Origin of the sequence: Roseibium sp. MMSF_3412, assembly GCF_030733265.1 — a bacterium.
In the GTDB taxonomy this organism is placed as follows: domain Bacteria; phylum Pseudomonadota; class Alphaproteobacteria; order Rhizobiales; family Stappiaceae; genus Roseibium.
Genome location: NZ_JASHJI010000006.1, coordinates 52705 through 78740, shown reverse-complemented (window position 1 = coordinate 78740; position 26036 = coordinate 52705). Strand labels below are relative to the sequence as shown.

General features: G+C 58.4%; 28 protein-coding genes. 14 read left to right on the top strand and 14 right to left on the bottom strand.

Translation table 11 applies throughout. The features are described from left to right. Together RBB49_RS12750 and RBB49_RS12745 are read left to right on the top strand one after the other, a co-directional pair. Positions 1-1176 carry an ABC transporter permease gene (locus RBB49_RS12750; RefSeq protein WP_306143416.1) on the top strand — a complete coding sequence of 392 codons (1176 nt, stop codon included), beginning with the start codon at positions 1-3 and terminating at the stop codon, positions 1174-1176. Positions 1177-1240: 64 nt separating this feature from the next. Next, positions 1241-1834: a trans-aconitate 2-methyltransferase gene (locus RBB49_RS12745; protein ID WP_306143187.1), complete on the top strand. Its 594-nt coding sequence runs from the start codon at positions 1241-1243 to the stop codon at positions 1832-1834. 446 nt (positions 1835-2280) lie between these two features. Here the strand turns inward: RBB49_RS12745 and RBB49_RS12740 are convergent, their stop codons facing one another. Further along, positions 2281-2568, bottom strand: a complete 288-nt coding sequence (locus RBB49_RS12740; protein ID WP_306143186.1) for a DUF1330 domain-containing protein — start codon at positions 2566-2568, stop codon at positions 2281-2283. Positions 2569-2713: 145 nt separating this feature from the next. Between RBB49_RS12740 and RBB49_RS12735 the strand changes: the two genes are divergently transcribed. After that, a complete protein-coding gene (locus RBB49_RS12735) occupies positions 2714-3604 on the top strand; it encodes a LysR family transcriptional regulator (protein ID WP_306143185.1) in 891 nt (296 codons plus the stop codon). A gap of 9 nt (positions 3605-3613) precedes the next feature. Here RBB49_RS12735 and RBB49_RS12730 read toward each other — a convergent pair whose 3' ends face one another. The 4 genes from RBB49_RS12730 to nthA are packed head-to-tail and all read right to left on the bottom strand — an operon-like array spanning position 3614 to position 5699. Next, positions 3614-4066: an isoprenylcysteine carboxylmethyltransferase family protein gene (locus RBB49_RS12730; RefSeq protein ID WP_306143184.1), complete on the bottom strand. Its 453-nt coding sequence runs from the start codon at positions 4064-4066 to the stop codon at positions 3614-3616. A 10-nt stretch (positions 4067-4076) separates the two neighbouring features. Further along, entirely contained in the window at positions 4077-4430 is a 354-nt protein-coding gene (locus RBB49_RS12725; RefSeq protein WP_306143183.1) for a nitrile hydratase accessory protein, read from the bottom strand. Then, entirely contained in the window at positions 4417-5076 is a 660-nt protein-coding gene (gene nthB / locus RBB49_RS12720) for a nitrile hydratase subunit beta (RefSeq protein WP_306143182.1), read from the bottom strand. The genes RBB49_RS12725 and nthB overlap by 14 nt, the downstream gene beginning before the upstream one ends. After that, entirely contained in the window at positions 5073-5699 is a 627-nt protein-coding gene (gene nthA / locus RBB49_RS12715) for a nitrile hydratase subunit alpha (RefSeq protein ID WP_306143181.1), read from the bottom strand. Before nthA ends, nthB begins: the two co-directional genes overlap by 4 nt. Positions 5700-5856: 157 nt before the next feature. Here nthA and RBB49_RS12710 point away from each other — a divergent pair, with 157 nt between their 5' ends. Continuing rightward, a complete protein-coding gene (locus tag RBB49_RS12710) occupies positions 5857-6369 on the top strand; it encodes a peptide-methionine (S)-S-oxide reductase (RefSeq protein WP_306143180.1) in 513 nt (170 codons plus the stop codon). A 370-nt stretch (positions 6370-6739) separates the two neighbouring features. On the opposite strand, the gene RBB49_RS12705 is transcribed toward RBB49_RS12710, so the two are convergent. The 5 genes from RBB49_RS12705 to RBB49_RS12685 all read right to left on the bottom strand — a co-directional run bounded on the left by RBB49_RS12705 (position 6740) and on the right by RBB49_RS12685 (position 12497). Further along, positions 6740-7510 (bottom strand): polysaccharide deacetylase family protein, encoded by a 771-nt coding sequence (locus RBB49_RS12705; RefSeq protein ID WP_306143179.1) that lies wholly within the window; start codon positions 7508-7510, stop codon positions 6740-6742. Positions 7511-7702: 192 nt separating this feature from the next. Next, the gene (locus tag RBB49_RS12700) at positions 7703-8878 is read right to left on the bottom strand and encodes a glycosyltransferase family protein (RefSeq protein WP_306143178.1); all 1176 of its coding nucleotides are present in this window, start codon (positions 8876-8878) and stop codon (positions 7703-7705) included. Further along, complete coding sequence (locus RBB49_RS12695; RefSeq protein ID WP_306143177.1) at positions 8875-9996, bottom strand: glycosyltransferase family 4 protein; 1122 nt, start codon at positions 9994-9996, stop codon at positions 8875-8877. Before RBB49_RS12695 ends, RBB49_RS12700 begins: the two co-directional genes overlap by 4 nt. Positions 9997-10019: 23 nt before the next feature. Next, complete coding sequence (locus tag RBB49_RS12690; protein WP_306143176.1) at positions 10020-11240, bottom strand: glycosyltransferase family 4 protein; 1221 nt, start codon at positions 11238-11240, stop codon at positions 10020-10022. Positions 11241-11279: 39 nt separating this feature from the next. Then, on the bottom strand, positions 11280-12497 hold the full coding sequence (locus tag RBB49_RS12685) for a glycosyltransferase family protein (RefSeq protein WP_306143175.1): 1218 nt from the start codon (positions 12495-12497) through the stop codon (positions 11280-11282). Between the two features lie 281 nt (positions 12498-12778). On the opposite strand from RBB49_RS12685, the gene RBB49_RS12680 reads away from it, so the two are divergent. The 8 genes from RBB49_RS12680 (at position 12779) to RBB49_RS12645 (ending at position 22574) form a co-directional block, all read left to right on the top strand. Continuing rightward, entirely contained in the window at positions 12779-15298 is a 2520-nt protein-coding gene (locus RBB49_RS12680; RefSeq protein ID WP_336623421.1) for an ABC transporter transmembrane domain-containing protein, read from the top strand. Positions 15299-15397: 99 nt separating this feature from the next. Continuing rightward, entirely contained in the window at positions 15398-15856 is a 459-nt protein-coding gene (locus tag RBB49_RS12675) for a cyclic nucleotide-binding domain-containing protein (protein ID WP_306143173.1), read from the top strand. A 10-nt stretch (positions 15857-15866) separates the two neighbouring features. After that, on the top strand, positions 15867-16691 hold the full coding sequence (locus tag RBB49_RS12670; protein WP_306143172.1) for an MBL fold metallo-hydrolase: 825 nt from the start codon (positions 15867-15869) through the stop codon (positions 16689-16691). A gap of 431 nt (positions 16692-17122) precedes the next feature. Then, positions 17123-18220: a helix-turn-helix transcriptional regulator gene (locus RBB49_RS12665; protein ID WP_306143171.1), complete on the top strand. Its 1098-nt coding sequence runs from the start codon at positions 17123-17125 to the stop codon at positions 18218-18220. A 165-nt stretch (positions 18221-18385) separates the two neighbouring features. Further along, positions 18386-19684, top strand: a complete 1299-nt coding sequence (locus RBB49_RS12660) for an adenylate/guanylate cyclase domain-containing protein (RefSeq protein ID WP_306143170.1) — start codon at positions 18386-18388, stop codon at positions 19682-19684. A 173-nt stretch (positions 19685-19857) separates the two neighbouring features. Further along, entirely contained in the window at positions 19858-20625 is a 768-nt protein-coding gene (locus RBB49_RS12655; protein ID WP_306143169.1) for an SDR family NAD(P)-dependent oxidoreductase, read from the top strand. Positions 20626-20805: 180 nt separating this feature from the next. Then, the gene (locus RBB49_RS12650; RefSeq protein ID WP_306143168.1) at positions 20806-21315 is read left to right on the top strand and encodes a hypothetical protein; all 510 of its coding nucleotides are present in this window, start codon (positions 20806-20808) and stop codon (positions 21313-21315) included. Positions 21316-21329: 14 nt separating this feature from the next. Continuing rightward, entirely contained in the window at positions 21330-22574 is a 1245-nt protein-coding gene (locus RBB49_RS12645) for an HlyD family secretion protein (RefSeq protein ID WP_306143167.1), read from the top strand. 101 nt (positions 22575-22675) lie between these two features. Here RBB49_RS12645 and RBB49_RS12640 read toward each other — a convergent pair whose 3' ends face one another. Further along, complete coding sequence (locus RBB49_RS12640; RefSeq protein WP_306143166.1) at positions 22676-23044, bottom strand: cupin domain-containing protein; 369 nt, start codon at positions 23042-23044, stop codon at positions 22676-22678. 199 nt (positions 23045-23243) lie between these two features. After that, positions 23244-23630: a VOC family protein gene (locus tag RBB49_RS12635; protein WP_306143165.1), complete on the bottom strand. Its 387-nt coding sequence runs from the start codon at positions 23628-23630 to the stop codon at positions 23244-23246. Positions 23631-23730: 100 nt separating this feature from the next. Between RBB49_RS12635 and soxR the strand changes: the two genes are divergently transcribed. Beyond that, on the top strand, positions 23731-24207 hold the full coding sequence (gene soxR / locus RBB49_RS12630; RefSeq protein WP_306143414.1) for a redox-sensitive transcriptional activator SoxR: 477 nt from the start codon (positions 23731-23733) through the stop codon (positions 24205-24207). Between the two features lie 88 nt (positions 24208-24295). Here soxR and RBB49_RS12625 read toward each other — a convergent pair whose 3' ends face one another. Beyond that, a complete protein-coding gene (locus tag RBB49_RS12625; protein WP_306143164.1) occupies positions 24296-24553 on the bottom strand; it encodes a YjhX family toxin in 258 nt (85 codons plus the stop codon). Between the two features lie 781 nt (positions 24554-25334). Here RBB49_RS12625 and RBB49_RS12620 point away from each other — a divergent pair. Beyond that, positions 25335-25637, top strand: a complete 303-nt coding sequence (locus RBB49_RS12620) for a phosphatidylglycerophosphatase (RefSeq protein WP_306143163.1) — start codon at positions 25335-25337, stop codon at positions 25635-25637. Positions 25638-25644: 7 nt separating this feature from the next. Here the strand turns inward: RBB49_RS12620 and RBB49_RS12615 are convergent, their stop codons facing one another. Next, a complete protein-coding gene (locus tag RBB49_RS12615) occupies positions 25645-25887 on the bottom strand; it encodes a DUF6455 family protein (protein WP_306143413.1) in 243 nt (80 codons plus the stop codon). Between the last annotated feature and the right edge of the window lie 149 nt (positions 25888-26036).

The following is a 26036-nucleotide window of genomic DNA, read 5'->3' as shown; positions in this document are numbered from 1 at the left end:
ATGGACACAAAAGACGGCACACCGGCCCGCAACGTCGAGCACTATGTCGACCCGACGCCGTTCAATCCGGCCGTTACGGAGGAGATGACGGCGGAACAGGAGCGCTTCTTTCAGGCGTCCCAGTGGCAGATCATGTGGTGGAAGTTCAAGCGCCACAAGATCGCCGTCTGGTCGGGCGTCGTGCTTATCCTGTTTTACCTCTGTGTGCCGTTCGCCGAAGTGATTGCGCCTTACGGACCCAACTCGCGCGACAGCCAGCATCTCTTCGCACCGCCCCAATCGGTACATCTGTTCCACGAGGGTTCGTTCGTTGGTCCGTTCGTCTACGGCATGTCGTCCGAGATCGACATGGAAACGCTGCAATGGGTCTTCACCGAGAATACCGACGATGTGCAGCGTATCCGCTTCTTCTGCCGTGGGGCGTCTTACGAGTTCTGGGGACTTTTCGACGCTGATTTCCATCTGTTCTGCGCTGCGGAAGGCGGAACGCTGTTCCTGATCGGCACGGACCGTCTCGGACGCGACCAGTTTTCCGGTCTCGTCTATGGTGCCCGGCTGTCGCTCACGGTCGGTCTGGTCGGAGTCACGATATCCATTGTGCTTGGTCTCTTCTTCGGCGGCATCGCGGGCTATTTCGGCGGCATTCTGGACAGCATGATCCAGCGCATGATCGAGATCATCCGCTCGCTCCCCGAGCTCCCGCTCTGGATGGCGCTGTCAGCGGCACTCCCGGTGACCTGGAGCCCGATCTGGATCTATTTCGGGCTGACCATCATTCTGGGCCTGCTTGACTGGCCCGGTCTTGCACGCGCCGTGCGCTCAAAACTTCTGTCTTTGCGCGAGGAGGAATACGCCAAGGCGGCGGTGCTCATGGGGGCGAAGCCGAAACGGGTGATCACGCGGCACCTGCTGCCCGGTTTCACCAGTCACATCATTGCCTCCGCGACCCTGTCGATCCCGGCCATGATCCTGGGGGAAACGGCGCTTTCCTTCCTGAACCTCGGCTTGCGCCGGCCGGCCGTCTCCTGGGGCGTTCTCCTGAACGAGGCACAGAACATCTCCGTGGTCACCGTCTATCCCTGGCTGATGGCGCCGGTCATCCCGATCATTATCGTGGTTCTTGCGTTCAATTTCCTGGGTGATGGTTTGCGTGACGCGGCAGATCCCTATAAGTGATGCCTTGAAATTTTAAACTCTCCGGCGGGCCGTTGCGGCCCGCCTTTGCTGTCAGGAAGCCACCATGTCGAAAAACGCCACCACCGCCGAGGGCTGGGATGAGGAATACGAAGCCGGGCGCTGGGCCTTCCTGCGCTCGCTCCCGGAAAGCGGCCGCTACGGCATCATCGGCATGTGGCTGTCCCTGACCGGTTCCATGGACGAGGTTCTGGATATCGGCTGCGGCGAGGGGCTTCTCTACGAACGTCTTCAGCCGATGGGCATCAAGCGTTATGTCGGCATGGATCTGTCACCGGCCTCGCTCGAAATCGCCAATGTCGATCCGTCGATCGCATCACTCCGGGCGGGCGACATGCATTCCTTCGAACCGCAGGCGGGCGAATCCTTTTCCGCGATTGTCTTCAACGAAGTACTCCACTTCGCCGACGACCCGGCCGCCGTTGTCAGCCGTTACGTGCCGTTCCTGAAGAAGGACGGCGTCATCGCGCTCTCCATGTATTCGCCGAAGCGGCCAGAGTCCGGCGCCAACAGGCTGATCAACAGCCTCTGGGCGGCGACCGACGACACGGCAAAGTGGGAGGTCCTCGATGACTACCGCCTTGTCTCCGACAAGAAAGGCGTCACCTGGCGCATGCGCCTGGTAAAGCCGGTGGTGTAGCCGCCGAGAAACCGCGCCTCGACCCCCCTCATCCTGAGGTGCGGAGCGCAGTGGAGTCTCGAAGGATGGGTCAAGGGTTCGTGCATCGCCGCCATCCCTCGAGACGCATCATCCGGTTCTCCCCAGAGTAAGGGAGCAGCTCAAATACCGGAAAATGCTCTAATGGTTCGTCATCCCGGACGCAGCGCAGCGCAGATCCGGGATCCACTCATTTCCGGAGAGTGCCTTGCTCGAGGCAGGCCATCTGCGTTTCTCAGCGCCAGGCTCTCCACTTGTTTTCAAAGTGGATTGGATCCCCGGTCAAGCCGGGGATGACTCCTGAGGGGACGCGCACTCCTGTGTGATGTTTCCAAGATGCCTAATTCCCGGGCCTTTCCGGACGAGTGGGGCCAGGCTGAGTGCCGGTCCGGAATCCAAAAAATCAGTATGAGCTCCACGAACTCACGTCACCCCGGCAGAACCACGATCGTTGACCTGCCGCCCTTGTTGCGCAGGGCGTGGATATCGGCAAGGGCCGGGTCCTCGCGCCAGGCCTTTGCGGCTTCAACGCTCGGAAAGGATAGCAGTGCTGCGATGTTCGGTGTGTCGCCGGCAGCTTCAAGAACGGTGACGTCCGGGTCTGCGGCAACAACGCTGCCGCCATGCTTTGCAAGGGCATCGGCGGCCTTTTCGCGATAGGCACCGAGGGTTTCCTTGTCGGTCACCGTGATCATGGCAAGGGCTTGTACGGTCATGTGTAGTCTCCGGTTTCAAGATGGCGGAACGCTAAACCGAATTGCCCTTGCGCAAAATTCATCAATTTTCAAACAGGGCTGTGCAAAAATGCACCAGTATGAAAAAAGCGTTTGAAAATTTGGATTTAAAGGTGATCGATACCTCATGGACAATTGGGACGACCTGAAATTCGTGCTGGCCATCGCCAATGCGGGCAATGTGACCAAGGCGGCAAAGGGACTGGGCGTCACCCATTCCACGGTGTCGCGGCGCCTGGCTGCCCTTGAGGACCGGATGGCGACACGGCTGTTCGAGCGCTTGCCCGAGGGCTTTGTACCGACGGCGGCCGGTGAAGAGGCGGTCGCGGCGGCGAAGCGGATGGAAGCCGAGGTTCTCGCGCTCGACACCCGTATCACCGCGCAAGACGCTGAACTCGAGGGTCCGCTGCGTGTAACCGCGGCGCAGCTACTCTTTCAGGTGCAGCTTGCCGAAATCATGCAACAATTCGCAGAACGGCATCCGCGGATCGAGCTGCAAATGATCGCGGCGAACGAAAAGCTTAGCCTGCACCGGCGCGAAGCGGACATTGCTGTACGGGTGACCGACAATCCCGGTGAGACGCTTTTCGGCCGTCTCGCGACAGGACAGAACCGCTGCTATTACATGTCCCGATCCTTCGCGCGCAAACACCGGCAGGTCATGGAAACGCAGCACGGAGCGGCCTCCCTGCCGTGTGTCACCTTCAAATGGTGGGGGCAGGGCGTTCCAAAGGAAATCAGGTCCCGATATCCTTCCGCCTTCATCAGTCTCGTCGCCGATGACATGATCGCTTTACTTGCTGCGGTGAAGGCGGGCATGGGCATTGGCCGGCTACCGTGTTTCCTCGGCGATCCGGACCCGGATCTTGTCAGGCTGCCGGGCATGGAACCCGCGCGCTACCTCGATATCTGGGTCCTGACCCATCCCGACCTGAAGAACGTCGCGCGCATCCGGTCGTTCCTGCGCTTTGCCGCCGATGCCTTCAAGGAACGCAGCGGGCTCTACATGGGAACATGAACGGGGGTGTCAGACCCAGCGGCGTACTTTTTTCAGGTAGGTTTCGTAGTCTTCGCCGAAAACGTGTCTCAGGCTTTCTTCTTCCGGCTTGATCTGGAACTCCGTGAGGTACCAGATGAAGGCCGGAATGATCAGGATCGACAGGAAGCTGCTGAAATAGAGCGAGGCGGCGATAAGCAGAAACAGAAGGCCGAGATACATCGGATTGCGGCTGATCCGGTAAATGCCGTCGGTCACAAGCGTTGTCGACTTGTCCGGCGTCATCGGGTTCACGGTCGTCTTTTTGCGGACGAATGTCAGGAGCGCGAGCACGTCCGGTATCAGTCCGAGAAAAAACAGGATCGCCGCCAGGACATACTGTCCTGGAAACTTGAAGGTCAGGCCCGGAAACCATGACGCGGCGGCGAATGTCATCGCGACCGCAACGAGCAGAACCAGGGGAGGAGGCACCTTCAGCTTCATCTCGCTCCGGTCACCTTTTCAGCTCGATCGGCTCGCCATGGGGTGTCGCCCTGGCAGCTGCATCCCAGGCCTGCCGCAGCTCACGCAACTGCCCGGCACCCGCAACGCCCTTCGATCTCAGGATTGTCTCGAAAGCATTGAGCCAGCGATCGTAATAGCCGGGCGTCTCCACACTCCCGTCTCCGTCCTTGGCAAGTTCCTTGCCGAGGGCTTCAGCCCACTCCGTCCATTCGAACATGCCCGATTCATGAGCCTGTACGGTCATTGCAAAGACACGTGCCTGCCAGGGGGCTTCGAAGACCGGGCCGCCGTCTTCGTCAAGAGGAAGACGCGGGGTCGACTTGAGCGCATCATGCAAGGTCAAGATAAGGCTCCCAGAGATCAAGCCGCAGGGTCAGGTTGGGATCGCTGTCCGCGCCCCAGATGTCGGTTCCCTTGAAGACGATGCCATAAAGCCAGGTTGGCTGTTCACCCAGGCCGCGCGCATTGGTGTCCGGAAAGACGTGGACGCCGTGTACCGTTTCCACCGTACCGACGACATCGCGCGCATAGCGTGGCAGCCGCGTATGATGTTCCGGATTCATGCGTCTTGTCCGTACCCTGTCCCCCAACTTGAAGCGGGCGGGCTCCGTCTCAGGGCGGTCGGCCGGACCGCCTTTCTGCAACGTCGCCGCAACATTTTCTGCCCTGAGGACGCGCGCAAGTGGCTGGCTGGGCTCGAGCGGTTTTCCCGCGTCCAGCTCTTGCGGACTGACCAGGCTGTTATCGACAAGAAGCTTTTCCAGTCCGAGTGTCCAGATCTTGTAGTAGCTGGATGTCAGGTAGACCGGCGGCGGCAGGGACTCGCGCGCGAAGCGGGAGCTGTCGATGTTCCAGGTTCCGGTCGCTCCCATCGCGAGCGTGAGCGCGAAGGCGCGCTCTTCCCATTTGGCGTGAAAGTTCGGCTCGTTGTCTTCAAGTTCGAGCGGGCCGAACCCCATCTGACCGCCAAGATCCTGTGCCCCGTTCACGCCGCGCTCTCCTTTTGGGCCGGATCGAGCGCCAGCCCGGTTCCAATCATGCTGTCGCGGGTGACGAGGTCTGCCAGGTTTTCTTCCGACCAGCCGTCCGTTCCCTGCGGCCGCTCCGGAACAACCAGGTAGCGGACTTCCGCGGTCGAATCCCAGACCTTGATTTCCACGTCTTCTGGAAGCGATACGCCGAATTCAGCCAGAACGCCGCGCGGGTCGCGCACGGCACGGGAGCGGTAAGGCGCCGACTTGTACCAGACTGGCGGCAGCCCGAGCACCGTCCAGGGGTAGCAGGAACACAGGGTACAGACGACCATGTTGTGCGCTTTGTCTGTGTTTTCTACAGCGACCATGTGTTCACCCTGGCGTCCGACGAAACCAAGTTCGGCGATCGCCGCGGTCGCATCCTCCATGAGCCGGGTCCGATAGTCCGGATCCGCCCAGGCCTTCGCCACCACCTTCGCCCCGTTTTTCGGACCGACCTTGGTTTCGTAGGTCTCGATCAGGGCGTCCAGTGCCGGAGGGTCGATGTAGCCCTTGTCGGTCAACAGCGTTTCAAGAGCGCGAACGCGCAGTTCGATATCCGATAACTCGGAATGCTCATGATCGTGATTGTGCGGCATGGAGAACTCCATTGGCGGTGGGACAGCACGATCCTAAATTGGGATTGGCGCATCGCCAAGGGGCCGCGTCTGAATTTCAGGTGAAACTGCTCTGGGGGAATCTCCGCCAAGGCGTTTTTCGCAAACCACTTTCTTTGGCAGACTGGGAATTCAAGACATGTCACTGGAGGCGGAATTGAAAATCGGGCTGGGCGGCGGCTGTCATTGGTGCACCGAAGCGGTCTTTCAGGCACTCGCCGGCGTTTCGAGCGTGGAGCAGGGGTTCATCCGTTCCGATCCGCCCGAGGATGCCTGGTCGGAGGCCGTCATCGCAACATTTGATCCCTCCGAGCTGCCGTTGGAAAGCCTCGTCGAGATTCATTTGCGCACCCATTCCAGTACGTCCCGTCACAAGATGCGCGGCAAATACCGCTCGGCGATCTATGTCTATGACGCGGGTACAGGCGTGAAGGTCGGCCGCACGCTGCGTGCGCTGCAGCCGCAGTTCGATGAACCGCTGGTGACGTGCGTGCTCACGCTGGCCGGTTTCAAACCCTCGGACGAGCGCTTCCGGAACTATTACGCCAAGGGCCCGGAGCGCCCGTTCTGCAAGACGTATATCGACCCGAAACTGGCGCTGCTCAGAAAACAATACGGCAAGGTCCTGAAGGAGACGGCGGCGGCGGAGTGAGGGCTCTTGTGTCCGTTTCTCACTCCACATGTTTGCAATCCGCAAATCCGTTCCACAAGTACCGGCATGGATGCCATGGTCGTCCCGCTACCGTCTGGTTTATCGCAACATGGAGCCTGTAGGGCGCGTTTACGTATGCAGACTTGTCGTCCCTGCTGGAGCGAAGCGGAAGGCAGGGAACCAGTAATCCCTTGTTTCTCCACCTTCTTCCAACCTCCAGCCACACGGCGTACTGGATCCCGATCTTGCCGCTCACGCGTCAAATCGGGACGACAAACAATAAAAACAAATCCGTATCCCGACCATCCCTACCTGTCCTGGATGACGATTGTGACCGGCGCCCCGAAACCTTGGCAACGCTCTTCCTGACTCAACCAAACAGATCCTTCACACGCGGCCAGTTTGCCCCTTCGTGATGGGCGGCGATGGCGAGGAATTTTTCCAGAAACTCAAAACTCGCCTCGTCATGGGCGAGGTGATGGCTGAGGAGGCCCACCGGTTCGCCGCGGGTGTTGCGGCGCCGGGTTAGCTGCAGATCGAAGCGCAGGCGCGCGCTTTCCCATCCGATGAAGCGGACCGGTTTTTTCCATTTCAGGATGTCGATATGCGACTGCACCTGATGATCGCGCGGGAAATTGTGAAAGGTGAAAGTCGACAGGCCCGGAAGGCCGATGCCGGGAAGGCGCCTTGAAATCTCCGGTGCGATCCGGTTCCACGGCGGCACGATCGCGGGAATGAACCTGCCGCCGAAAAGAGCGTCGAGCCGGGTCCTGCCCGCCTGCAACTGGCTGACGAGCTCATCGGGGTCTCGCCGTGATCCCAGTTCGGCGGCCTTTTCGCCTTTTTCCTTGAGCTGGAAGTTCTTGTGCTGCCAACCATGTTGCAGCACGAAGGCATGGGGTTCGTTGGCCAAGCGCCTGGCGAGAGCCTCCGTCGCGTGTTTCGGAATGACCGCAAGTGCAAGGTCGACCTCGTGTTCGTTGACAAGTGCCAGCATCCTGTCGAGGGCAGGGGTCGGTTCAATTGCGTCGTCATCGCGCCACCAGAACGAGACCTTTCGGCCACGCTCGGCAAACCAGTCGAGGTGGCGGACGAGTTCGTCTTCGAAGCGGTGAAAGTCGGAAGAGGTGTCTTGGATCACGGTGCGGTCAGGGTGCGGTTGCGGTGAAAAGAAAGTAGCCGATCGTGGCGAACACTTGGTCCTTGTTTCTCAGCCTGTCAATATCGTCCTTCCATTCCGCGAGCTCCGCAGCGGTGATCACACCAGCACCTTTCAACGGCAACGGACGTCTCGCGATCCCCGATCCGGCGCATCAGCCCGCAGTTGCCGGTATCAATGGTGTTTGTCGAAAAGGCCGGTGCGCCGTGCATTGATGTCCTGCACCAAGATGTCCGCGCTTCGTGCCGCGCCACCCAACAGCACCTTGTGCGGGCGATGCGGCAGGGCGAGCGCGTCGTCAATCGCTGCCGCGAGTTGTTCGGCCGTCAGCTGGCGTTCTTCCAGAACGACCGCACGGCCATGGCGTTCAAGGGCATCCGCCCGCTGGGTCTGTTCGGTCTCGTTTTCCTGGGCAAAGGGCACGAAAACCGCGGCAACATCCGCGATCAGGACATCCAGTACCGTATTGTAGCCTGCCTGGCTGACGGAAAGGCGCGCCCGTTTCAGGAGTTCAGGAAAGTCGCGCCGCGCCCGTTCCACGATGACACCCTCGGGCGCATGTTTCCGGTAGCCGTCAAATGCAGCGTCCGGGACGTCATGCCCGATCAGGAGACGCCATGCGGTGTCTTGCGCCCGGCGCGAAAGTGGTTTGGCATCAAGGGCCGCTGAAAGCAGCCCTTCGGCAACCGCGCCTCCGCCGCAGGAGATGATAACCTCGTCCTCGCCATCCGTTCCATGTGCGTCAGGGCGCTTTTCGCCGCCGACATAGCCGGTATAGCGCACCAGATGATCGACCGTGTCGGCAAAGGGGAAGCTGTCGCCGAGCCGGATGAAATCAGGATCAGAGTGGATGAGGACCCGGTCATAGTATCGTAGCGCCTGATCCGCCATCCACTGCTCTTTCCAGAGTTCCTTCTTGCGTACGAGAATGTCGCGGATTGAGGTGGCGATCAGCGGCGGCCGGGCTTTCGCACGCGCATGGTTCAAAAGCGGGGTCAGTTCGAAGTCGAGCTGGCGGCGTCCGAACGGATAGGTTTCGGTGAGCAGCAGGTCGAAAGCATCTGTGTCAAAAGCTTGAATCGATGCTTTAACGCGCCCGGATTTCCATTTTTCGTCAATATCTTCGCCGTCGAGCGTGACAAGGCGCTTGAATGCTGCATCCGGACTTTTGCAGGCTGGCAGTTCGATGACAGTGAGCGCCGCTGTGTCAAGCGTTGGCGGAATCGTGTTGCCGCTGGCCAGTGTCACCTCGACACCTCTGGCCGCCAGGGCCCTGCCGATGCCGGCAGCGCGCACGACATGCCCGGTGCCGAGAAGGTGCTGAACGTGGATGAACGCCCTGAACGTCATGAGTTCAATGCCCTTTGCCGGTGATTTTCGATGGCCCGCCGCATCAGTTCTTCCAGTCTGGCCGCTCCCGCAGTCAATGTGTGGTTCTCGGCAATATGAACCTGTGCAGCGTGTCCGAGGCGGTCTGCCAGGCCCGGATCTTCGATCACGCGCTTGAGGTTCGCGGCAAAGGCTCCGGCGTCCCCCTCTGGAGACAGAAATCCGGTTTCACCGTCTCGGACAATGTCGGGGACACCGAACGTGTCGCCGGCGATCACGCCGGTTCCGCTCGCCTGAGCTTCAAGAAGCGCAAGGCCGAAGGCTTCGCGAATGGCCGGCCACACCAGCAGGTCATGCGCAGCATACTGGTCCGGCAGCCGGGTCGGAGGCAGAGCGCCGAGCCAGGTTGTCTTATCCGGTGGAAACAGAGCAAGGATACGATCCCTTGCCGGACCGTCACCGATGAGCGTCAGTTGCCAGGGCAGGCGGGGGAGCTTTTCCAGTGCCTCGGCGAGCACTTCAAAGGACCGTTGTTTGTCTCCCTCGCGCATCATGCCGACCGCAATGAGTTTCAATGGAACCGAAGCAGGTAACCTGGCGCTGTCCGCGACTGCCTGAAACGGGGCGGCATCGAGGAAGGGCAGCAGCACCTGCAGCCGCTCAGGGTCAACGACCGGTCTCAGGCAGGCAACGTCGGCGTTGTGGATTGCAGCGACGGCATCGGCCCGCTTCAGCGCATGGTCGGCCGCTGCAAATCCGAATGCCCAGTCGCCTGTTTGCCTTTTGGGTGCACGGCTCGCTTCCACAACGGTGTAGGGCAGGCCGAACCGGTCGCTCAAGACCGGACCGATCCAGTCGGGGGCCTTGTGATAGAGGTGATAGGTCAGGAATAGATCCGGTCTGTAACCACTGGTTTCCCAATCAAGCGCGATACGGTCTGCTTCCGCGAGCGCTTCGCGCCGGGCGTCCCTTTGAACCGCCTCCACAGCCTCCTTGCGCCAGGAGCGGAAGGTGCTTGCAATCCGAACATCGTGGCCATTGCTTTCCAGTGCCTTGACGATAAGCCGCCCCATCGTTCTGTCACCGGAAGGCACCGGGTGGTCCAACGGCTTCATCGGTGCTGTGAAGGCGATTTTCATTCAGGTTTACCCGGCTGTTTTCGTCACACCACTTTACGAAATTTCGCAGCCAGCCGGTCAAGGCCGGGATCTGTTGAAAAATGTGTCCGCACGCGCTTTGCAGCTGCAAGGCCGAGATCCCGGCGCAAGCGCGGGTTCTTTGCGAGCGTTTCCAGTGCCTTGGCGAGTTGCTCCGGAGCGCCGGGATCAACCAGTACACCTGTTTCGTCCTCAAGGATCAGTTCCGGGATCGCCGAGACCCGTGTCGAAAGGCAACACAGTCCCATCGATTGGGCTTCCATCAGGACGTTCGGCAGTCCGTCCCGGTCACCGCTCTTTGCAAGCTTGGATGGCAGGATGAAAAGATCGGATTGCCTGCAGGCGGCGATCACCTCTTCGCGCGGTTGTGCTCCGCGCCAGGTGATCCTGTCTGCCAGCCCCAGTGACCGGGCCATCGTCTTCAGGGCTTCGGAGAGGTCTCCGCCGCCGATATGCGTGAACTGCCAGTTCAGGTCTTGCGGCAGGTTGGCGAGGGCCTGAAGCAGATCGTCATAGCCTTTCTTCTCAACCGCGCGCCCGACCGAGACAAGCCGCACCGGATCCGCGTCGCCCGCGCGCATCGGATCGGTCGCTGCCGGTTCGGGAAATCCTGAAAAATCAAGACCGTGATAAAGCAACTCGACCTTGCCGGGTTTCTTTGCGAGCCCGCCCAGATACTCCGCGTTCACGCGCGTACAGGTGACGCCCCAATCCGCATCGTTGATCTTTGTTTTCAGGTCCCATTCCGGGCTCGTCCAGATGTCCTTGGCGTGGGCTGAAAAGGACCATTTGCGGCCGGACAGATGAGCGGCATAACGCGCGGCCGAGCAGGGTGTGTGGAGATAATGCGTGTAGATCCAGTTGATATCCTGCGGCAGTTCATGCGCGAAAACGCATCCCTGCGCCCATCGCCGGCGGCGGTCGGCATTCGGCTGGTTGCTGAAGTCGATCTCGAAGAGCTTCCTGGCGTCTGCATATGTGGGCTGCCTGCGGGCCCAGCTCTTGGCCCGTGCAACCCTTGCAGGATCGTCTTTGACATATTCCGGCAGATAAAGGATTTCCGCCGAGATCTGCCGGTGCAGCTCATGGATATAGGGATCGTAGGGTTTCCGGAGCGCGACAATCAGGAGCTCGATTCCACGCTTTTCCAGACCGAGCATCTCCTGGGCGATGAAGGTTTCTGAAAGACGCGGATAGCCTTTGACCACGACGGCAATTCGGGACATGTGCGGTAGTTTCCAGATGTTTTGGGAGCGGGGCCGACTCTAGAAGTTGACCAGTTTCCGGGCGTCCGCAGCGCGGTTCAAGTCGAAGATTTCGCCGACACGCGAGGAGATGACATCCAGCCCGTCCAGAAGCCGGTCCACATTGGCGGACGAGGGCGGCTTGAGCGAGGGGAGGTCGGAAAGCGCTTTCGCCATGAGGTCGGAGTCCGGATACCGGTCGATCGGGAGTACCTTGAGCAAACCGCTTTGTTCCGCCCGTTCCGCCCTGATCGCCTGTTCCCGTCTCGGCAGAACGCGGGGGACCATGAGGGTCGGCTTGTCGAACGACAGGATCTCGCAGAAAGTGTTGTATCCCCCCATGCCGACAATGGCCGTCGCATTGGCAAGATAGGGTTCGATCTGCGGCGTGAAGCGGATGATTTCGACATCTCGCAGGTGTTCCGCGCGTTCGCTGAACTGGGCGGCGGCTGCGGCAGGCATGAACGGGCCCAGCACGATCAGGGCCGGAAACAGCGGGCGCTGGCGCGTTTCGTAGGCGCGCATGACCCAGTCGACCATTTCGACACCGTCGCCGCCGCCACCGGGTGTGACCAGCACATAAGGTTCCTCGCCGAAAGGGGCGGCGAGTGGTTGCTCGAGCGAAGGGGTCGACAGCTCGCGTCTGAGGTAACCTGTGTATCTCAGTTTTTCGGTGACGCTGTCAGGAACGTCGATGCCTTCAAGCGGATCGCAGATATCTTCCGGGCCATAGACCCATATTTCGTCATAAAGATCCCGGAGCGCGGGATAGACGTTCTTGCGATCCCATTCTTCCTTCAGGACCTGGGTGTCGTCCATCACGTCTCTCAATCCGAGAACCAGCCGGGTGTCCGTGTTTTTCAGGGCTTCAAGCGTGCCGAGGACCTCGCCGCGCAGACCGAGCGGTTCCTTGTCGACAATGAAGATATCCGGTTCGAAGACCTTCGCGGTGTGTTCGATGATCGAGGATCGGATCGCGAGCGTCTGATCGATGTTGATGTGAAGCGAAAGCGGGGTGTATTCACCGTTCCGCAACTTGATGACGCCTGGAATCCGGACGAAATCAACGCGTGAACGGAACTCGAAACTGCCGATGATCGGGGACCCGGAAAGGATCAGGACGGACAAGGTGTCGAAATCTCCGACGAGGGAATGCGCAATCGCACGGCATCGTCTCAGGTGACCCAACCCGAACGAGTCGTGGCTGTAGATCAGAATTTTCGGCGTCTTGGAACTCATACTGCCCCTGATTTGTAATGCTGCCCCTGGGAGCTTATGTCTCATATCATCAAGTGTTGTCACGTCCGGATGTTCACGAACATGAGGTTTTCAGCATTGGACGGATTTAAACTGCTTGTGGCAAATGCTAATCCTGGCTGGCGCATCGATTTTGGGTCGCTAATATACCAATATGATCACAATGAACATAATTGATCCATAAGTGTTTGGACGAGCGAATGGAAAAAAGCCTATTTGGATTCATTTGGAAGTATAGTGCTCGCCAGCAGATATTTATCCTCATGGTCACCGTACTTACGTATCCGGTGGTCTACTTCCTGCTAGAATTACCTAAGCTGATCGTCAACGATGCCGTTCAGGGCGACAATTTCCCGCGAGACGTGTTTGGCTTCGACTTTGATCAGATCCCTTACCTCGTCCTTCTCTGTTTGACCTTTCTGGGGCTCGTCGTCGTTTCCAACGGGCTCAAGTTCTACCTCAACGTCTACAAGGGGCGGCTTGGCGAGCGCATGTTGCGCAGGCTTCGCTTTGAGCTGTTTCAACGCGTCCTGAGATTTCGTCTCCCGCATTTCCGGAAAGTCAGTTCGGGTGAGATCATCCCGATGATCACCTCCGAAGTGGAGGATGTCGGCGGATATATCGGTGAAGCATTCGCACTTCCCGCCTATCAGGGCGGCATGCTGATCGTGCAGCTCGGCTTCATTTTCATGCAGGACCCGCTGCTTGGCCTCGCCGCGGTCAGTTCCTATCCGATCCAGGGCTACGTCATTCCGATGCTGCAGAAGAAGGTCATCCTTCTGTCGCGCAAGCGGGTCAAGAACGTGCGCGTCATCGCCGACAAGGTGGGGGAAAGCATAACGGGCGTTGCGGAAATTCACGCCAACGACGCAGCAGCCTGGCATTCGGCGGATATCTCCGACCGTCTCTACGAGAACTTCAAGATCCGCTACGAGATCTTCAATCGGAAGTTCCTCATCAAGTTCCTGAACAATTTCATGAACCAGCTGACGCCGTTCTTTTTCTACCTGATCGGCGGCTACCTGGTCATTCAGGGGAACCTCAGCATTGGTGCGTTGCTGGCTGTCATCGCGGCTTACAAGGATCTGGCCGGACCGTGGAAGCTGCTTCTGTCCTTCTACCAGATGACTGCCGACGTCAGCGTCAAGTATCAGACCGTGGTCGAGAATTTCGACCCGCCCGACATCTATGACACCGAACGGCTGACCGCTGATGATGATGTCAAACTCGATGGTGATGTGAAGTTCGAGCGCGTCAGTTTCTCCGGTGGCGCCGCCGGTCAGGAAGTCATGGACATCTCGCTTACGGTGCCGGCGCAAAGCGAGTGCGCGATCGTGGGGCCCGACGGGTCCGGCCGGTCGGAGGTGCTGCAGCTGGCGGCTGGCCTGGTGTCTGCCGCTTCGGGCAAGGTTTTGATTGGCGATCACGACCTGGACAAGTTGAACGACAGCACCCTGGGCCGGGAAATCGCCTATGTCGGCGGTGCTGTTCACGTGTGGACCGGCACGATCAGGGACAATCTCTACTACGGCCTGCGGCACAGGCCGCTTGTACCGCCGGAGCGGGACAGTGAGGAAAAGAAAAAGTACAAGCGCCGGGTGAACGAGGCCAACCAGACCAAGAACCCGGTCTACGACCTGGCGGCGGAATGGAACGACTTTGACGCGGCGGGCGTCAGCAACGACGACGAACTCGACGAAAAGGCGCTCGCCCTGCTTGAGACGGTCAGGCTCGATAACGACATCTACCGTCTCGGACTTCAATCGAGGCTGGATCCGTCCATGAACGATGCGTTCGCCGAGAAGATTCTCAACGTGCGAAAGAGCCTGGCCGGCAGGATCGCCAACGAGCCGAAACTCGCCGGACTGGTCGAGCTTTGGCATGCGGACAGCTTCAACGCGAGCGCAAGCCTGGCGGAAAACCTTTTCTTCGCGGTGCCGTCCGACCCTGAGATAACGATGGATCAGGTGCCGGAACTGGAAGAGGTCAAGAAATTCCTCTCGGAAACGGGTTTCGACAAGAAGCTTCAGGACATCGGCCTCAAGATCGCCGAGACGATGCTCGAACTGTTCGCAAACGTATCGGGCGACAGCGGCTTGCTGGGGTCTTATTCCTTCATCAACCAGGACGACCTTCCCGAATTCGAGAGAATAGTCCGCATTGCGAAGTCGGAGCAGCAGCGGCCGGGATTGACCGACGCCGACCGGATGAAACTGATGGGGCTCGCCTTCAAGCTCGTTCCGGCCCGGCACCGTCTCGGTGTCATGACGGACGCGCTTCGCGACGAAATCATAGCAGCCCGCAAACAGTTTCTCGATGGCGTGGTCAAGGACAGCGACAGTTTTGTCGCCTTTGATCCGGATGTCTATCTGCCGCCTCTGACCATCGAAGACAATCTTCTGTTCGGACGGGCGCGCGTCGACCGGCGCGATGCACGTCGCCGCATTGATGACGTGATACGGACCATTGTAGAGGAAACGGGACTGCGGCACCCGATCATCTATGCCGGGTTCGGGTATCATGTCGGTGTTTCCGGCTCGCGTCTTTCGGCAAACCAGCGCCGCCGGATTGCGTTGGTGCGCGGTCTTCTGAAGAACGCAAAGATTACAATTTTGGATGATATTGCAACGGGATTGACCGAAGAAGACAAGACGCTGCGCGATGCTTTGCGTGAGTTCCTGTCCGGAAAAACGTTCCTTTACGGGACCTCAAACGGGGAAATTGCGGCCGAATTCGACCATCGCGTCGTGCTGGATCAGGGGCGGATTGCGGATAAAGGGTAGAAAAATGCCATTTTATGTGGGAAGGCATGGAACCTGCAGCATCCAATTGCATGCCAAGAAAAAAATACGCGGGAACAACAATGACGGCGGGAGCAAGCGATGACGCTAGAAACAGAAGTTGAAGCCCTTCGAAAGGTGCCCTTGTTTCATGGCATAGATGAAACCAAGTTGCGTCTTCTTGCCTTCATAAGCGAACGTACGGAATACACATCTGGCGAGCGGCTCTGTTCTCAGGGGGAGGAAGGAGACAGTGCCTTTATTATCCTTTCCGGTGCCGCCGACGTGCTGGTCGATACGCCGGAAGGCGAAAAGAAAGTCGCTCAGGTCGCAGAGAATTCGATCGTCGGGGAAATCGCAATCCTGTGCGATGTTCCGCGTACGGCAACACTGGTCGCCGCCGACAATATGGATGTCCTGACCGTTTCCAAGGATGATTTCTTGAAACTATTGAAAGAATTTCCGGATATTTCACTGGAAGTCATGCGAACATTGGCATTGCGGCTCGAGCGGACGACCCGCGATCTTGCAGATGCCCGCCGGGGGGCTTCCGGTGGTTAGGGAGTGAAACGTGGCTGATGAATTTTTACTCCGCTGCTGGGGCGTCAGAGGGTCCACGCCGACACCGGGGTCAAGCACGCTGCGATACGGGGGCGAAACCTCCTGTTTTGAAATCCGCGCAGGCGATGCGCTGATACTTGTCGATTGCGGTTCCGGTGCCCGCAATTTCGGAATGGAGTTGTGCCGGGGGCAGGCCCGCAAGTTCGACCTTCTGTTCACCCACACGCACCTTGACCACATTTGCGGACTGCCGTTCTTCAAACCGGCTTACGATCCGAATTTCGAAGTCACGGCCTGGGCCGGACACTTCCAGGACGGCACGAAACTTGTCGACATTGTAAGCCGCATCATGTCTCCGCCGATCTTCCCGGTGGCTGCAAAGACCCTGAAGGCAGTTGAGTTCAAATCCTTCACGGCAGGTGACGACATCCCGCGCGATGACGATCTTGTCATACGTACCACGCGGCTAAACCACCCGGGCGGGGCTTGCGGTTACCGGTTCGACTATCATGGAAAATCCATCTGCATCATTACGGACCACGAGCACGGAGACCCGGCGGTGGATGAAGTTTTGCCCGGTTTCGTTCAGGGCGCGGACATCATGATCTACGATGCCATGTTCACCGATGACGAGTACGATAGCTTCCAGGGCTGGGGACATTCAACCTGGCAAAAGGCGGTGCAGCTTGCTCGCCTGGGAAATGTCAAGACACCGGTGCTGTTCCATCACGATCCGCGCCGCTCCGATGACGAACTCGATGAAATAGGCCTTGCTGCCCAGGCTGCATACCCCGGCACCCTTGTTGCCAGCGAAGGCATGGTTCTGAAGCCATAGGTCCGTTCCTGACCGCTGCTCCGCATGCAAGGCAGTTTGCTGGTTTCTTCAAGGAGTGGGTCAAACAAATCAATGCGCGCGCCAAAAGCGCAGAATAAAAAAAAACGGCGGCCCAAAACGGCCGCCCAAAAAAACAACACAGCTTTAAAAATTGAACGCTCGCCGATTGCGGGAATGCGGGAATTCCCATGTTGCAAACGAATTACGGTTACGACAGCAAAATGCTCGCTGCCTGAAACCGAACAACGCGATCAACATCTGTTTACTAGACCTACGCGTAAATCGCATGGTCCAAATGGACTATATTCGCCTATAAATTTTGAGTTGCGTCGAGGTTGCAGGCGCGCGATCAATTGAAACGTTATCGATACCACATTGGGGGGCGCGTGGTCGTAACTTCCGAAAAGATCATTGAATTATCGAATTTGGCCATGTCGGCCGCCATGGATCCGAGCCAATGGCAGGTTTTTCTCGACGCGATGTCGGGCACATTGCGAACGCGCGTATGTACCCAGCTGATCGGCTACGATCAGATGACAAAGGCAGCGCCCCTGGCTTACGCGTCCGGGTATGACCCTGCGATTCTTCAGCTTTACGAACAACACTTTGCGGACAAGAACCCTTTCGCGGCCAATTTCCCGAAGTGCGGTATCGGCGATTCGATCTCCTCGCACGAACTATGCGCGCCCGACCAGCTCAAGCGAACGCAGTTCTATGCGGACATTCTTCACCCGCTTGAAGATCTTTATGCCGGTGGCGGTTCCATGCTTGCATATGATGCAAGCCGGATGTTTCTGATCGGTGGCAACATGCGCGCGAAGGACAAGGAGCGCCATGAAGAGAACTGGCTGAGACTGTGCGTCGCGCTTGCACCGGTAATTCGGCAGTCGCTCGAAATCAACCGCATGATCAAGGGCTTGAAGTTTGAAAAATGGGCAGCGGAGCGGCATCTGCTTGGCGGTGGAACGGCGATACTGGTCGTCGATGCCGACCTGGTGCTTCACTATGCATGCCCGGAAGCGCAGCGTCTGCTTGCCGTTGGCAATCTGGTTCGCAGTGACGTTTTCCAGCGTCTGACGTTCGCCTGTTGCGATGTCCAGGAGAAATTCAAGACAGTTGCCGCGAAGCAGGCGGCAGGAAATCCGCATCTGTTTGCAAACACCAGGCTTGCAGATCTTGCGGGCAACGAATGGACCTGCCGAACACTCGCAATGAGACTTGGCGATCTTGACCGGTCCCCCTTCGGGGCGTTCCTGAACAGCGGCATGGCCGCAACGCTTCTTGCGCTCAAACCTGCCGCGAACCAGGTCTCCGTTGTTGATTTGCTGCGCAAAACGCTGTCGCTCAGCCATGCCGAGGCGCAGTCGGTGTTGATGCTCGCGGACGGCTTCACGTCGGCGGAGGTGGCGGAGCAGCGCAAAGTCAGCATCTACACGGTCAGAAACCAGATCAAATCCGCGTTGTCGAAATCGGGTTGCCGCCGGCAAAGCGAGCTCGTCCAGAAAGTGGAACAGCTACGGCTTTTGTGACACTGGTGTGCCTGCGGCATCACGGCCGGTCACATTCACGCGTATCTTATTGCGAAATCCTTGCCGAAAGTGGACACTCCGGTCTGGTTTTGAAGCTGGATCAACATGAGCTCATTTTCGCAATCACTCCGCTATATTATACAGGGCGGACCTCCCGAAACAGGTGTGCCCGAAAGGGTGCGGGCCGAAATCAGGGCGCGGGAGGCCTCCTCGGAGCGCCTCATCTCCTGGGTACAGCTCGGGCTTGTTCTGTTCTTTTCGGTGCTCTACGCACTCGCGCCAAGGGCTGAGGGCACGGCCGGGTTCAACTTCGTGCCGGTTGCGCTGGGTGCCTATTTCCTGTTTACGGTTCTGCGTCTCGCGCTGTCTTACCGGTTCGAGTTGCCGCAATGGTATCTGCTGATCTCGATCGGCGTCGACATGGCCCTTCTCGTCGGGCTGATCTTCTCGTTTCATATTCAGTACGACCAGCATCCGGCGTTCTATCTGAAGGCGCCGACACTCATGTATGTGTTCATCTTCATCGGACTGCGCGCGCTCAGGTTCGATCCCCGTTTCGTCCTGACAACAGGGCTCGTTGCAGTGGCCGGGTGGCTGGGGCTCGTTTTCTATGCTGCCTTCGCCGAAATGGACTCCATGCGCGTCACGCGGAACTATGTCGAATACCTGACCGGCAATTCCATCCTGATTGGTGCCGAACTGGACAAGACAATGGTGATCTTTGCCGTCACCGTCATCCTGTCGGTTGCGCTCTACCGCGGGCGGTCGATGCTGTTTGAAGCAACGCGCGAACAGGCGGCGGCGAAGGATCTGAGGCGCTTTTTTGCGCCCGAGGTCGCTGCGTCGATCACGGATGCCGACACGTCGCTTGAGGCAGGCGAGGGAAGCCAGCGCGAGGCCGCAATCCTCTACGCCGACATCCGCTCGTTCACCTCAACCTCGGCAACGCTTCCGCCGGAAATCGTATTGGCCGTTCTTGCGGAATACCAGAACCTCGCCGTTGAAGTGATCAATCAGGAAGGCGGACGCGTGGACAAGTTTCTGGGTGACGGCATCCTGGCGACTTTCGGCGCTGTGCATCCTTCCGAGACTTATGCCGCAGATGCGCTCAGGACCGCGGAAAAGCTTGTCGCAAGTGTTGCAGACGAACAGCAAAGGTTCCGCGACGCCGGTTGGCCGGGAGAACTTAAGATAGGAACGGCCGCCGCGGCCGGACCCGTCACGGTTGGTGTCATCGGGTCCAAGACCAGACTGGAATTCACGGTTATCGGGGATGCGGTCAATCGTGCCGCCAAGCTTGAAGATGCGAACAAGGCCCAGAAGTCGGCAGCACTCACGGATCAGCCGACATGGGATCTGGCTCTCAGGCAGGGATATTCGGCAACGCTGCTGGAGGTAAGACCGGACACGGCTGTTCCCGGCATGCGTCAGCCCGTAGACCTTGTTGTCCTGGCCGATCTGTAACCAGCGGTGTGTGTTGGGCGTGTTCACCCCGACATCTCCGCCGTATGGACTGCGAGAGAATAAACTTGACCCCCGGGTTCTTCTGAGCCAGTTTAACTTCGGAAATTGACGCTTTCGTCAATGGAATTAAAAAAGCAAATAAGATACAAATATATAGTCAATAGGAGAGGCGCTTGAAGCTCGATTCCACTGTTTCTGCAATTGTGACCGGCGGCGCATCCGGTCTGGGGGCTGCGACGGCAAGGATGCTGGCCGGGGAAGGTGTCAAGGTCACCATTTTTGATCGAAACGCAGAACAGGGTGGCGAAACCGCGTTTGAGATCGGCGGCGTGTTTGCCGACGTCGATGTGACCAGTCAATCAAGCGTGGAGGCCGGCTTCGAGCTTGCGCGAAAGTCGCATGGCCAGGAGCGTATCCTCGTTAATTGCGCGGGCATTGCGCCGGTTGCGAAAACGACGTCCCGCGGCGAGCCGCATCCCATGGATATGTTCGAGAAGGTAATCTCGGTAAACCTGATCGGCTCCTTCAGGTGTATCGCGATCGCAGCGACAGGAATGGCGGATCTTGCACCCGTCACGGCCGACGGCGGCCGCGGTGTCATTGTATCGACGGCCTCGGTCGCGGCATTCGACGGACAGATCGGACAGGTAGCCTACGCTGCCTCCAAGGCAGGAGTGGCCGGTATGACGTTGCCTGTCGCGCGGGATCTGTCGAAATCGGGAATCCGGGTCATGACGATTGCTCCCGGGATTTTCGAAACACCGATGCTGCTTGGACTGTCGCCGGAGGTGCAGGAATCGCTCGGCCAGCAGGTGCCGTTTCCCTCCCGCCTCGGAAAAGCCCACGAATATGCCGGCCTCGTCCGGTCGATCTGCGAAAACGACATGCTCAATGGCGAGACGATCCGCCTTGACGGTGCCATCCGCATGGCACCTCGCTAGGGGCAGTTTTCCGACAACCGTTTGCCCCCTGTCCGGCACCCGGGGCAGGGTGAAGGAACCCGCACCTGTGTGTTCGGGCAACCCGGTGGCTATTGTCCCCGTCACCGGTTTCCTTTTTGTTTGACGCAGCGTTGATACTGGAACAGGTTGTCTTGAACGTGTTGATTTACGGAATTGAAAATGACTGAGAAAATGCACGAGCTCGCGCCTCATCATTTGCCTTTTTTTATTCCCAAGGCAGACGGCAGCGATCAGATGATGCTCACGGTGCTGATCGCGCTGATCGTGATCATTCTGCTTCTTGGAACCTTTTATCTCTACCTTCACTCGTTGCCCGAACGGCTGGCACACAAGCACGGACGCATCCAGTTCGAACTCGTCGCGGTACTGGGGCTTCTGGCGTTGTTCACGCACAACCAGATCTTCTGGGTCGCCGCCCTGGTACTTGCCTTTGTTCAATTGCCGGACTTCACGACGCCTTTGGATACCATCGCAAGTTCGGCGAGCCGGATTGCAAAAAAGTTCGACGGAAAGGGTGACGTGGCAGCAGACGCCTATCTTGAGGACCAGGAGGCCATCGGCTCCGAAGCCGTGAGCGGGCAGCCACCTGCTGAAGCCGCGCCGGCAAAAACATCTGAAAGCGCTTCGGAGAGCCCTGCCTCCGAAGCTCAGTCCGAAGTCAAGGCGTAAGGGAGGCAGGATACGTGTTTGAGACCCTATTCTGTTCCATGATCACGATCTTGCCGGACTACCTGTTCCGCCGGTATGTCCAGGGCAAGCGGATTGGCCACGAGATCACACTCTATTCGGTCTGGTACGAGTTGCGCTACGGCATCGTGTCCTGCCTGATGCTGACGATCTCGCTGATAACGCTGATCTTCTATTTTCATCCCTCGTCAACCAGCGCAGTGTCCACCTTCCGTGTCCTGCCGATCCTTCCTGAGGGCTCGGGACGGGTCGCCGAAGTGTTCGTACCGCTGTCACTCGATACGGAGGTGAAGGCCGGCGATCCGCTGTTCAAGCTGGACAGCAGCCGCCAGGAAGCCGATGTCACCACCGCGAAACAGCAGGTTGCTGAAATCGAGGGCGAGATCGCGCTCGCGCAGGGCGAACTGGCAGTTGCCAGCGCACAGGTCGAACAGGCGGAGGCCGCTCTCAAACAGGCGCAGGACGAGCTTGATACCAAGCAGGAGCTGTTTGAGCGCAACGCCAATGTCGTCAGCGAGCGCGACATTGAAAAGCTGCAGACCACGGTCGATTCCAGACAAGGTGCGCTTGCAGCCGCGCAGGCAAACAAGGAACTGGTTGAAACGAAAATCGACACGGCCCTTCCGGCCAGCCTCGAAAGCGCCCGGGCCCGGCAGCAGGAAGCGGAAGTCGAACTGTCCAAGATGACCGTCTATGCGGGCGTCGACGGGACCGTAAGCCAGTTCGTGCTGCGGCCAGGCGACATCGTCAACCCGCTGATGCGCCCGGCAGGCGTGCTGATCCCGGCGGACTCGCAGCAGGAACGCATTGTCGCGGGCTTCAGTCAGATCGAAGCCCAGGTCATGAAACCCGGCATGGTGGCGGAAGCATTCTGCCCCTCGGTACCCTTCACGATCATACCGCTTGTCGTCACCGATGTTCAGAACGTGATCGCGTCAGGGCAGGTCTCGGCGGGGAGCCAGCTGTTCGATACGTCGCAGGCCGCGGCCAAACAGGGAACCGTCACGGCGATCCTGGAGCCGCTCTACGAAGGCGGGCTCGACAGGCTTCCTCCGGGGGCCAGCTGTTCGGTCAATGCCTATACCAGCAACCATGACAGACTGACCTCGGACGAAAACCTCGGTACGGGTGAGTTTGTGTTCCTGCACGTGGTCGACACGGTCGGGATCGTTCATGCGATCATGATCCGGGGGCAGGCGCTCAGATACCCGATCACGGCACTTGTGCTCACGGGGCACTAGGTGATGCAAAGGGCAGGATTTTGGTGCCGCGCGGAACAGCGCGCGCACCATTCTCGCGTGAGCGGGTAGACGCGCTCAAGCGTGGACAACAGCAAGGTGCATCAGAATGTCGGCCGGTCGCACCAGAAAATATCGTTTTCGACGACGTTGGTTTTGAAAACTACATAAGTGAACGGAAAATCGAACGGGTTCTCGGTGCTGTGCACCTCCAGCGGTTCGCAGGTCAGCGTCTGTCCGGGTTCAAGATTGAACGCGCGGCCCTCGATCCGGAAGGTGCCCTTGCCGGACAGAACGTGAAAAACCTCCGTGCACGACTTGTGAAAATGCTCATTCACCAGCGTGTGTGGCGGAATCTCGACAATCTGGACCAGCCCGCCCGCCATGTTGATTTCTTCATCCCGCAGCAGGACCTTTTTCCTGTAACCAGGGCCGTTGGCCCAGGCGATCTCTTCGTTTCGCACCAGCTTCATGCATCCCTCCCGATGGTGTCCCGATGTCCTTCGATGCCGATTTCCGGTCATGCGGACATTGGAAATTCTACCCAGTCAGGGAGTGTTTCAGAAGAAAGTGCCAAAATAGGGCCATGCAACTCCCGTTGTGCTTTTTCGCCAGGGGATGCGGCGAAGCGCCGGTTTCCGGAACGTCCGTTCCGGAAACCGGCCGCGCAAGTCAGCTGTAGCTCACCACTTCGAATTCGATGCCGTCGTCGTCGTCAAAATAGAAACGGCGGCCAGGCTCGTAATCCCCGTGATTGTGGGTCTTGTAGCCACCGGCCTTGATCCGCTCCTCTGTTGCGTCGAGGTCGTCAACGACGACGGCGATATGGTTCAGGCCGCCGTGATGGCTGTAACTCTCTCCCGACACCGGTGTGGTATCGTTGGAGGGAGAGTAGGCTGCGACATAACTCGTCTCGTTGCCGATATGGTAGGTCGTGCCGCCGTTGAGGGCGGCTCCTTTCCACCGGACCTTCCAGCCGAACCAGTCTTCCAGCCGTTTCGCGGTCGCTTCCGGGTCGGTAACCGTTACGTTGACATGTTCCAGGAAGGCAGTGCTCATGGTGTCGTCCTTTCAGGGTTTGACTCCTCGTGGACACATGAGATAGTTCCTCAAGTATACTTGAGGTCAAGAGGAAAAAGGGTCTTACTTGAAAAAGGTTATGAAGGGGAGCGATCTTCTCTCGATCGGTGAGCTCGCCGACAGGACCGGACTTTCCGTGTCTGCGATCCGCTTTTACGAGGAGAAGGGGCTTGTCCACCCGGCCAGGAACAGTGGAGGTCAGCGCCGGTTCATGCGTGCCGACATTCGACGCTTGTCGTTTGCGCTTGTCGCCCAGGAATTCGGGTTCACGATCTCGGAAATCGCGTCCCGTCTCGCACAGCTTCCCGAAGGCCGGGCGCCGAACAAGGCGGACTGGAGCAGAATGAGCCGGGAGTTCCGGAAACATCTTGACGAGCGCATTGAAAAAATGACGGCCCTTCGCGACAAGCTGGATGCCTGTATCGGTTGCGGATGCCTCTCCATGAAATCCTGCAGTCTCTACAATGCGGGCGATGCTGCCGCCCGCCATGGAAGGGGGCCGAGGTATCTGCTTGGAGACGCTCCGGATCTCGCGAGTTTCGACGAGGACAGCTAGTCGACCGTGGACCGGCGCGTGAACCGGGCGAAAAATGCGCACCTGCTCAAAGGTGCGCATTTTTGTCCTTGTGAACCTTCTGTCCGGCTTACCTGTTGTCCAACTGGGAGCGGACACGCCTGAGCCCGAGTTGGGTAATCCGGTACGGGCCGCTGTTTTTTGAGGCGATCAATCGCTTGTACTTGAGTTTTCGGAACAGACGCAGTGAGCAGCCGCCCCAGTACCAACCATCACGCGTGACGGTTTCCTGATTGATGATGCGGCCATCTTCGTCTTTCTCCACGAGGATGCAGCCGCCTTGCGCCAGCAGGTGCAATACCCGCTGTTCGGCTTTTGATATGTCCATTTCTGAAGTGCCTGGAAATCGATGCAGGTTTACGGCCGCTGCGGCCCTTCGCACGCAACGCCGGTGTTCGCTGTCCGGCTGTCATTCAGCCGGGATTTATCGGGACTCCAGTTGTCCGGACATAAAACCTCGCTATCGGATGGCCCGCGTATCACGAGGTGGAGCGACAATCAATCTCACGCTGCTCTGCCGGGGCGGCCGGCCGCGCGGTTTTTTATTGCTGTTGCGGAAATGCAGCAGGGCTCAGCTGCTCTCTGCGGGCCAGTAACCGTTGTCCGGGCTCCGGGAAACGGCGATTGCCTTGACGTCTCTAGACCTGCAAGACGAACAGACCAGCGTTTCGCTGAGCGCGGATACTTTCTGGTCCTGCGCAAATCGCGACCCGTTCATGTATCTGAACCGTCCGCAATTGCCGCACACGATTCCAAGCCGCCGCTTCGACTTTAAAAGGGCTTCGAGAGTCGGGTCGTCAGTAGGGGTTGCGGTGGCGAAAGACATGATCAAAAGAAGTGCAAATAGAATTGATTTCCGAGAGTTTTCGGAAATTTAATTGATGTTCATTAAAAATATATCACATTCACTTGAAAAGTAAAACACGGAAAAAATCACATGAGTGAGCACTCATGTTGTCCGTCGAGTACTGGTTTGTATTTGAATTATGAATAAAAGTGTCAGCAAAAAGAAGAAATATTTGACCAGATAGAAAAATTTATCCGGGTAGCCTCTGAATTGTGTTGCGAAAAATCTCGCCATTCGCGTGGCGCGACGCTATGAGAGGGGAATGAACGTGCTTTCTGATACTTGGATAGATCTTTTCGGGCTCTCGGGTCTTTTGAATCCGTTTGCGCTGCTCATTGGCGGGTACTTGGGCTGGCGTGCCGATACGGTGCAAAAGCTCTGGATCGTCGGCTTCGCGGCGGCAGCGCTCTCACTCATGCTCGAAGCTGCGGTCGGCATGCTTCAGCTGCCGCAGCCGATCTCGCAAGACGCGGGTGCATTGGCAATGTTTCCGTTTCGGTTTGTTGGTGGAGCAGCGTTCGGTGGGCTGATGTTCTGGCTGCACCGGCAACGCAAACAGACCTGATCCTCGATCAGTCCTTCAGCCAGCGGTCGAATAGCTCGGCGTTCGGACAATTCTTCATGGGGCGGGCTGCGCCGTCAGGATGGTCTTCCAGCCATTTTTTGCAGGCCTCCGCAGAGTTACAGTTGATACACCTGAGCGCAGCTGATCTCAGTTCGGCATCGGATCTGATCCCGGTGGGGAGTTTCTCCATGGCGCCGATCGTGTCGAGCATTCTGCCCATCAGTCCGGCACGCTCGTTCAGGCGGTCCATCCAGTTCACGCTGTTTCTCCCTTCACAGCCTTCAGTCCAGGTCAGGTCCATGTTGACCGCGAGCAAATCGAGCGGACAAGACGGTTTCCAAGTCATGCACCGGCACACAATGAAGCGTTAAGGCTTCGGCGGCATTGATCAGGGTCAAG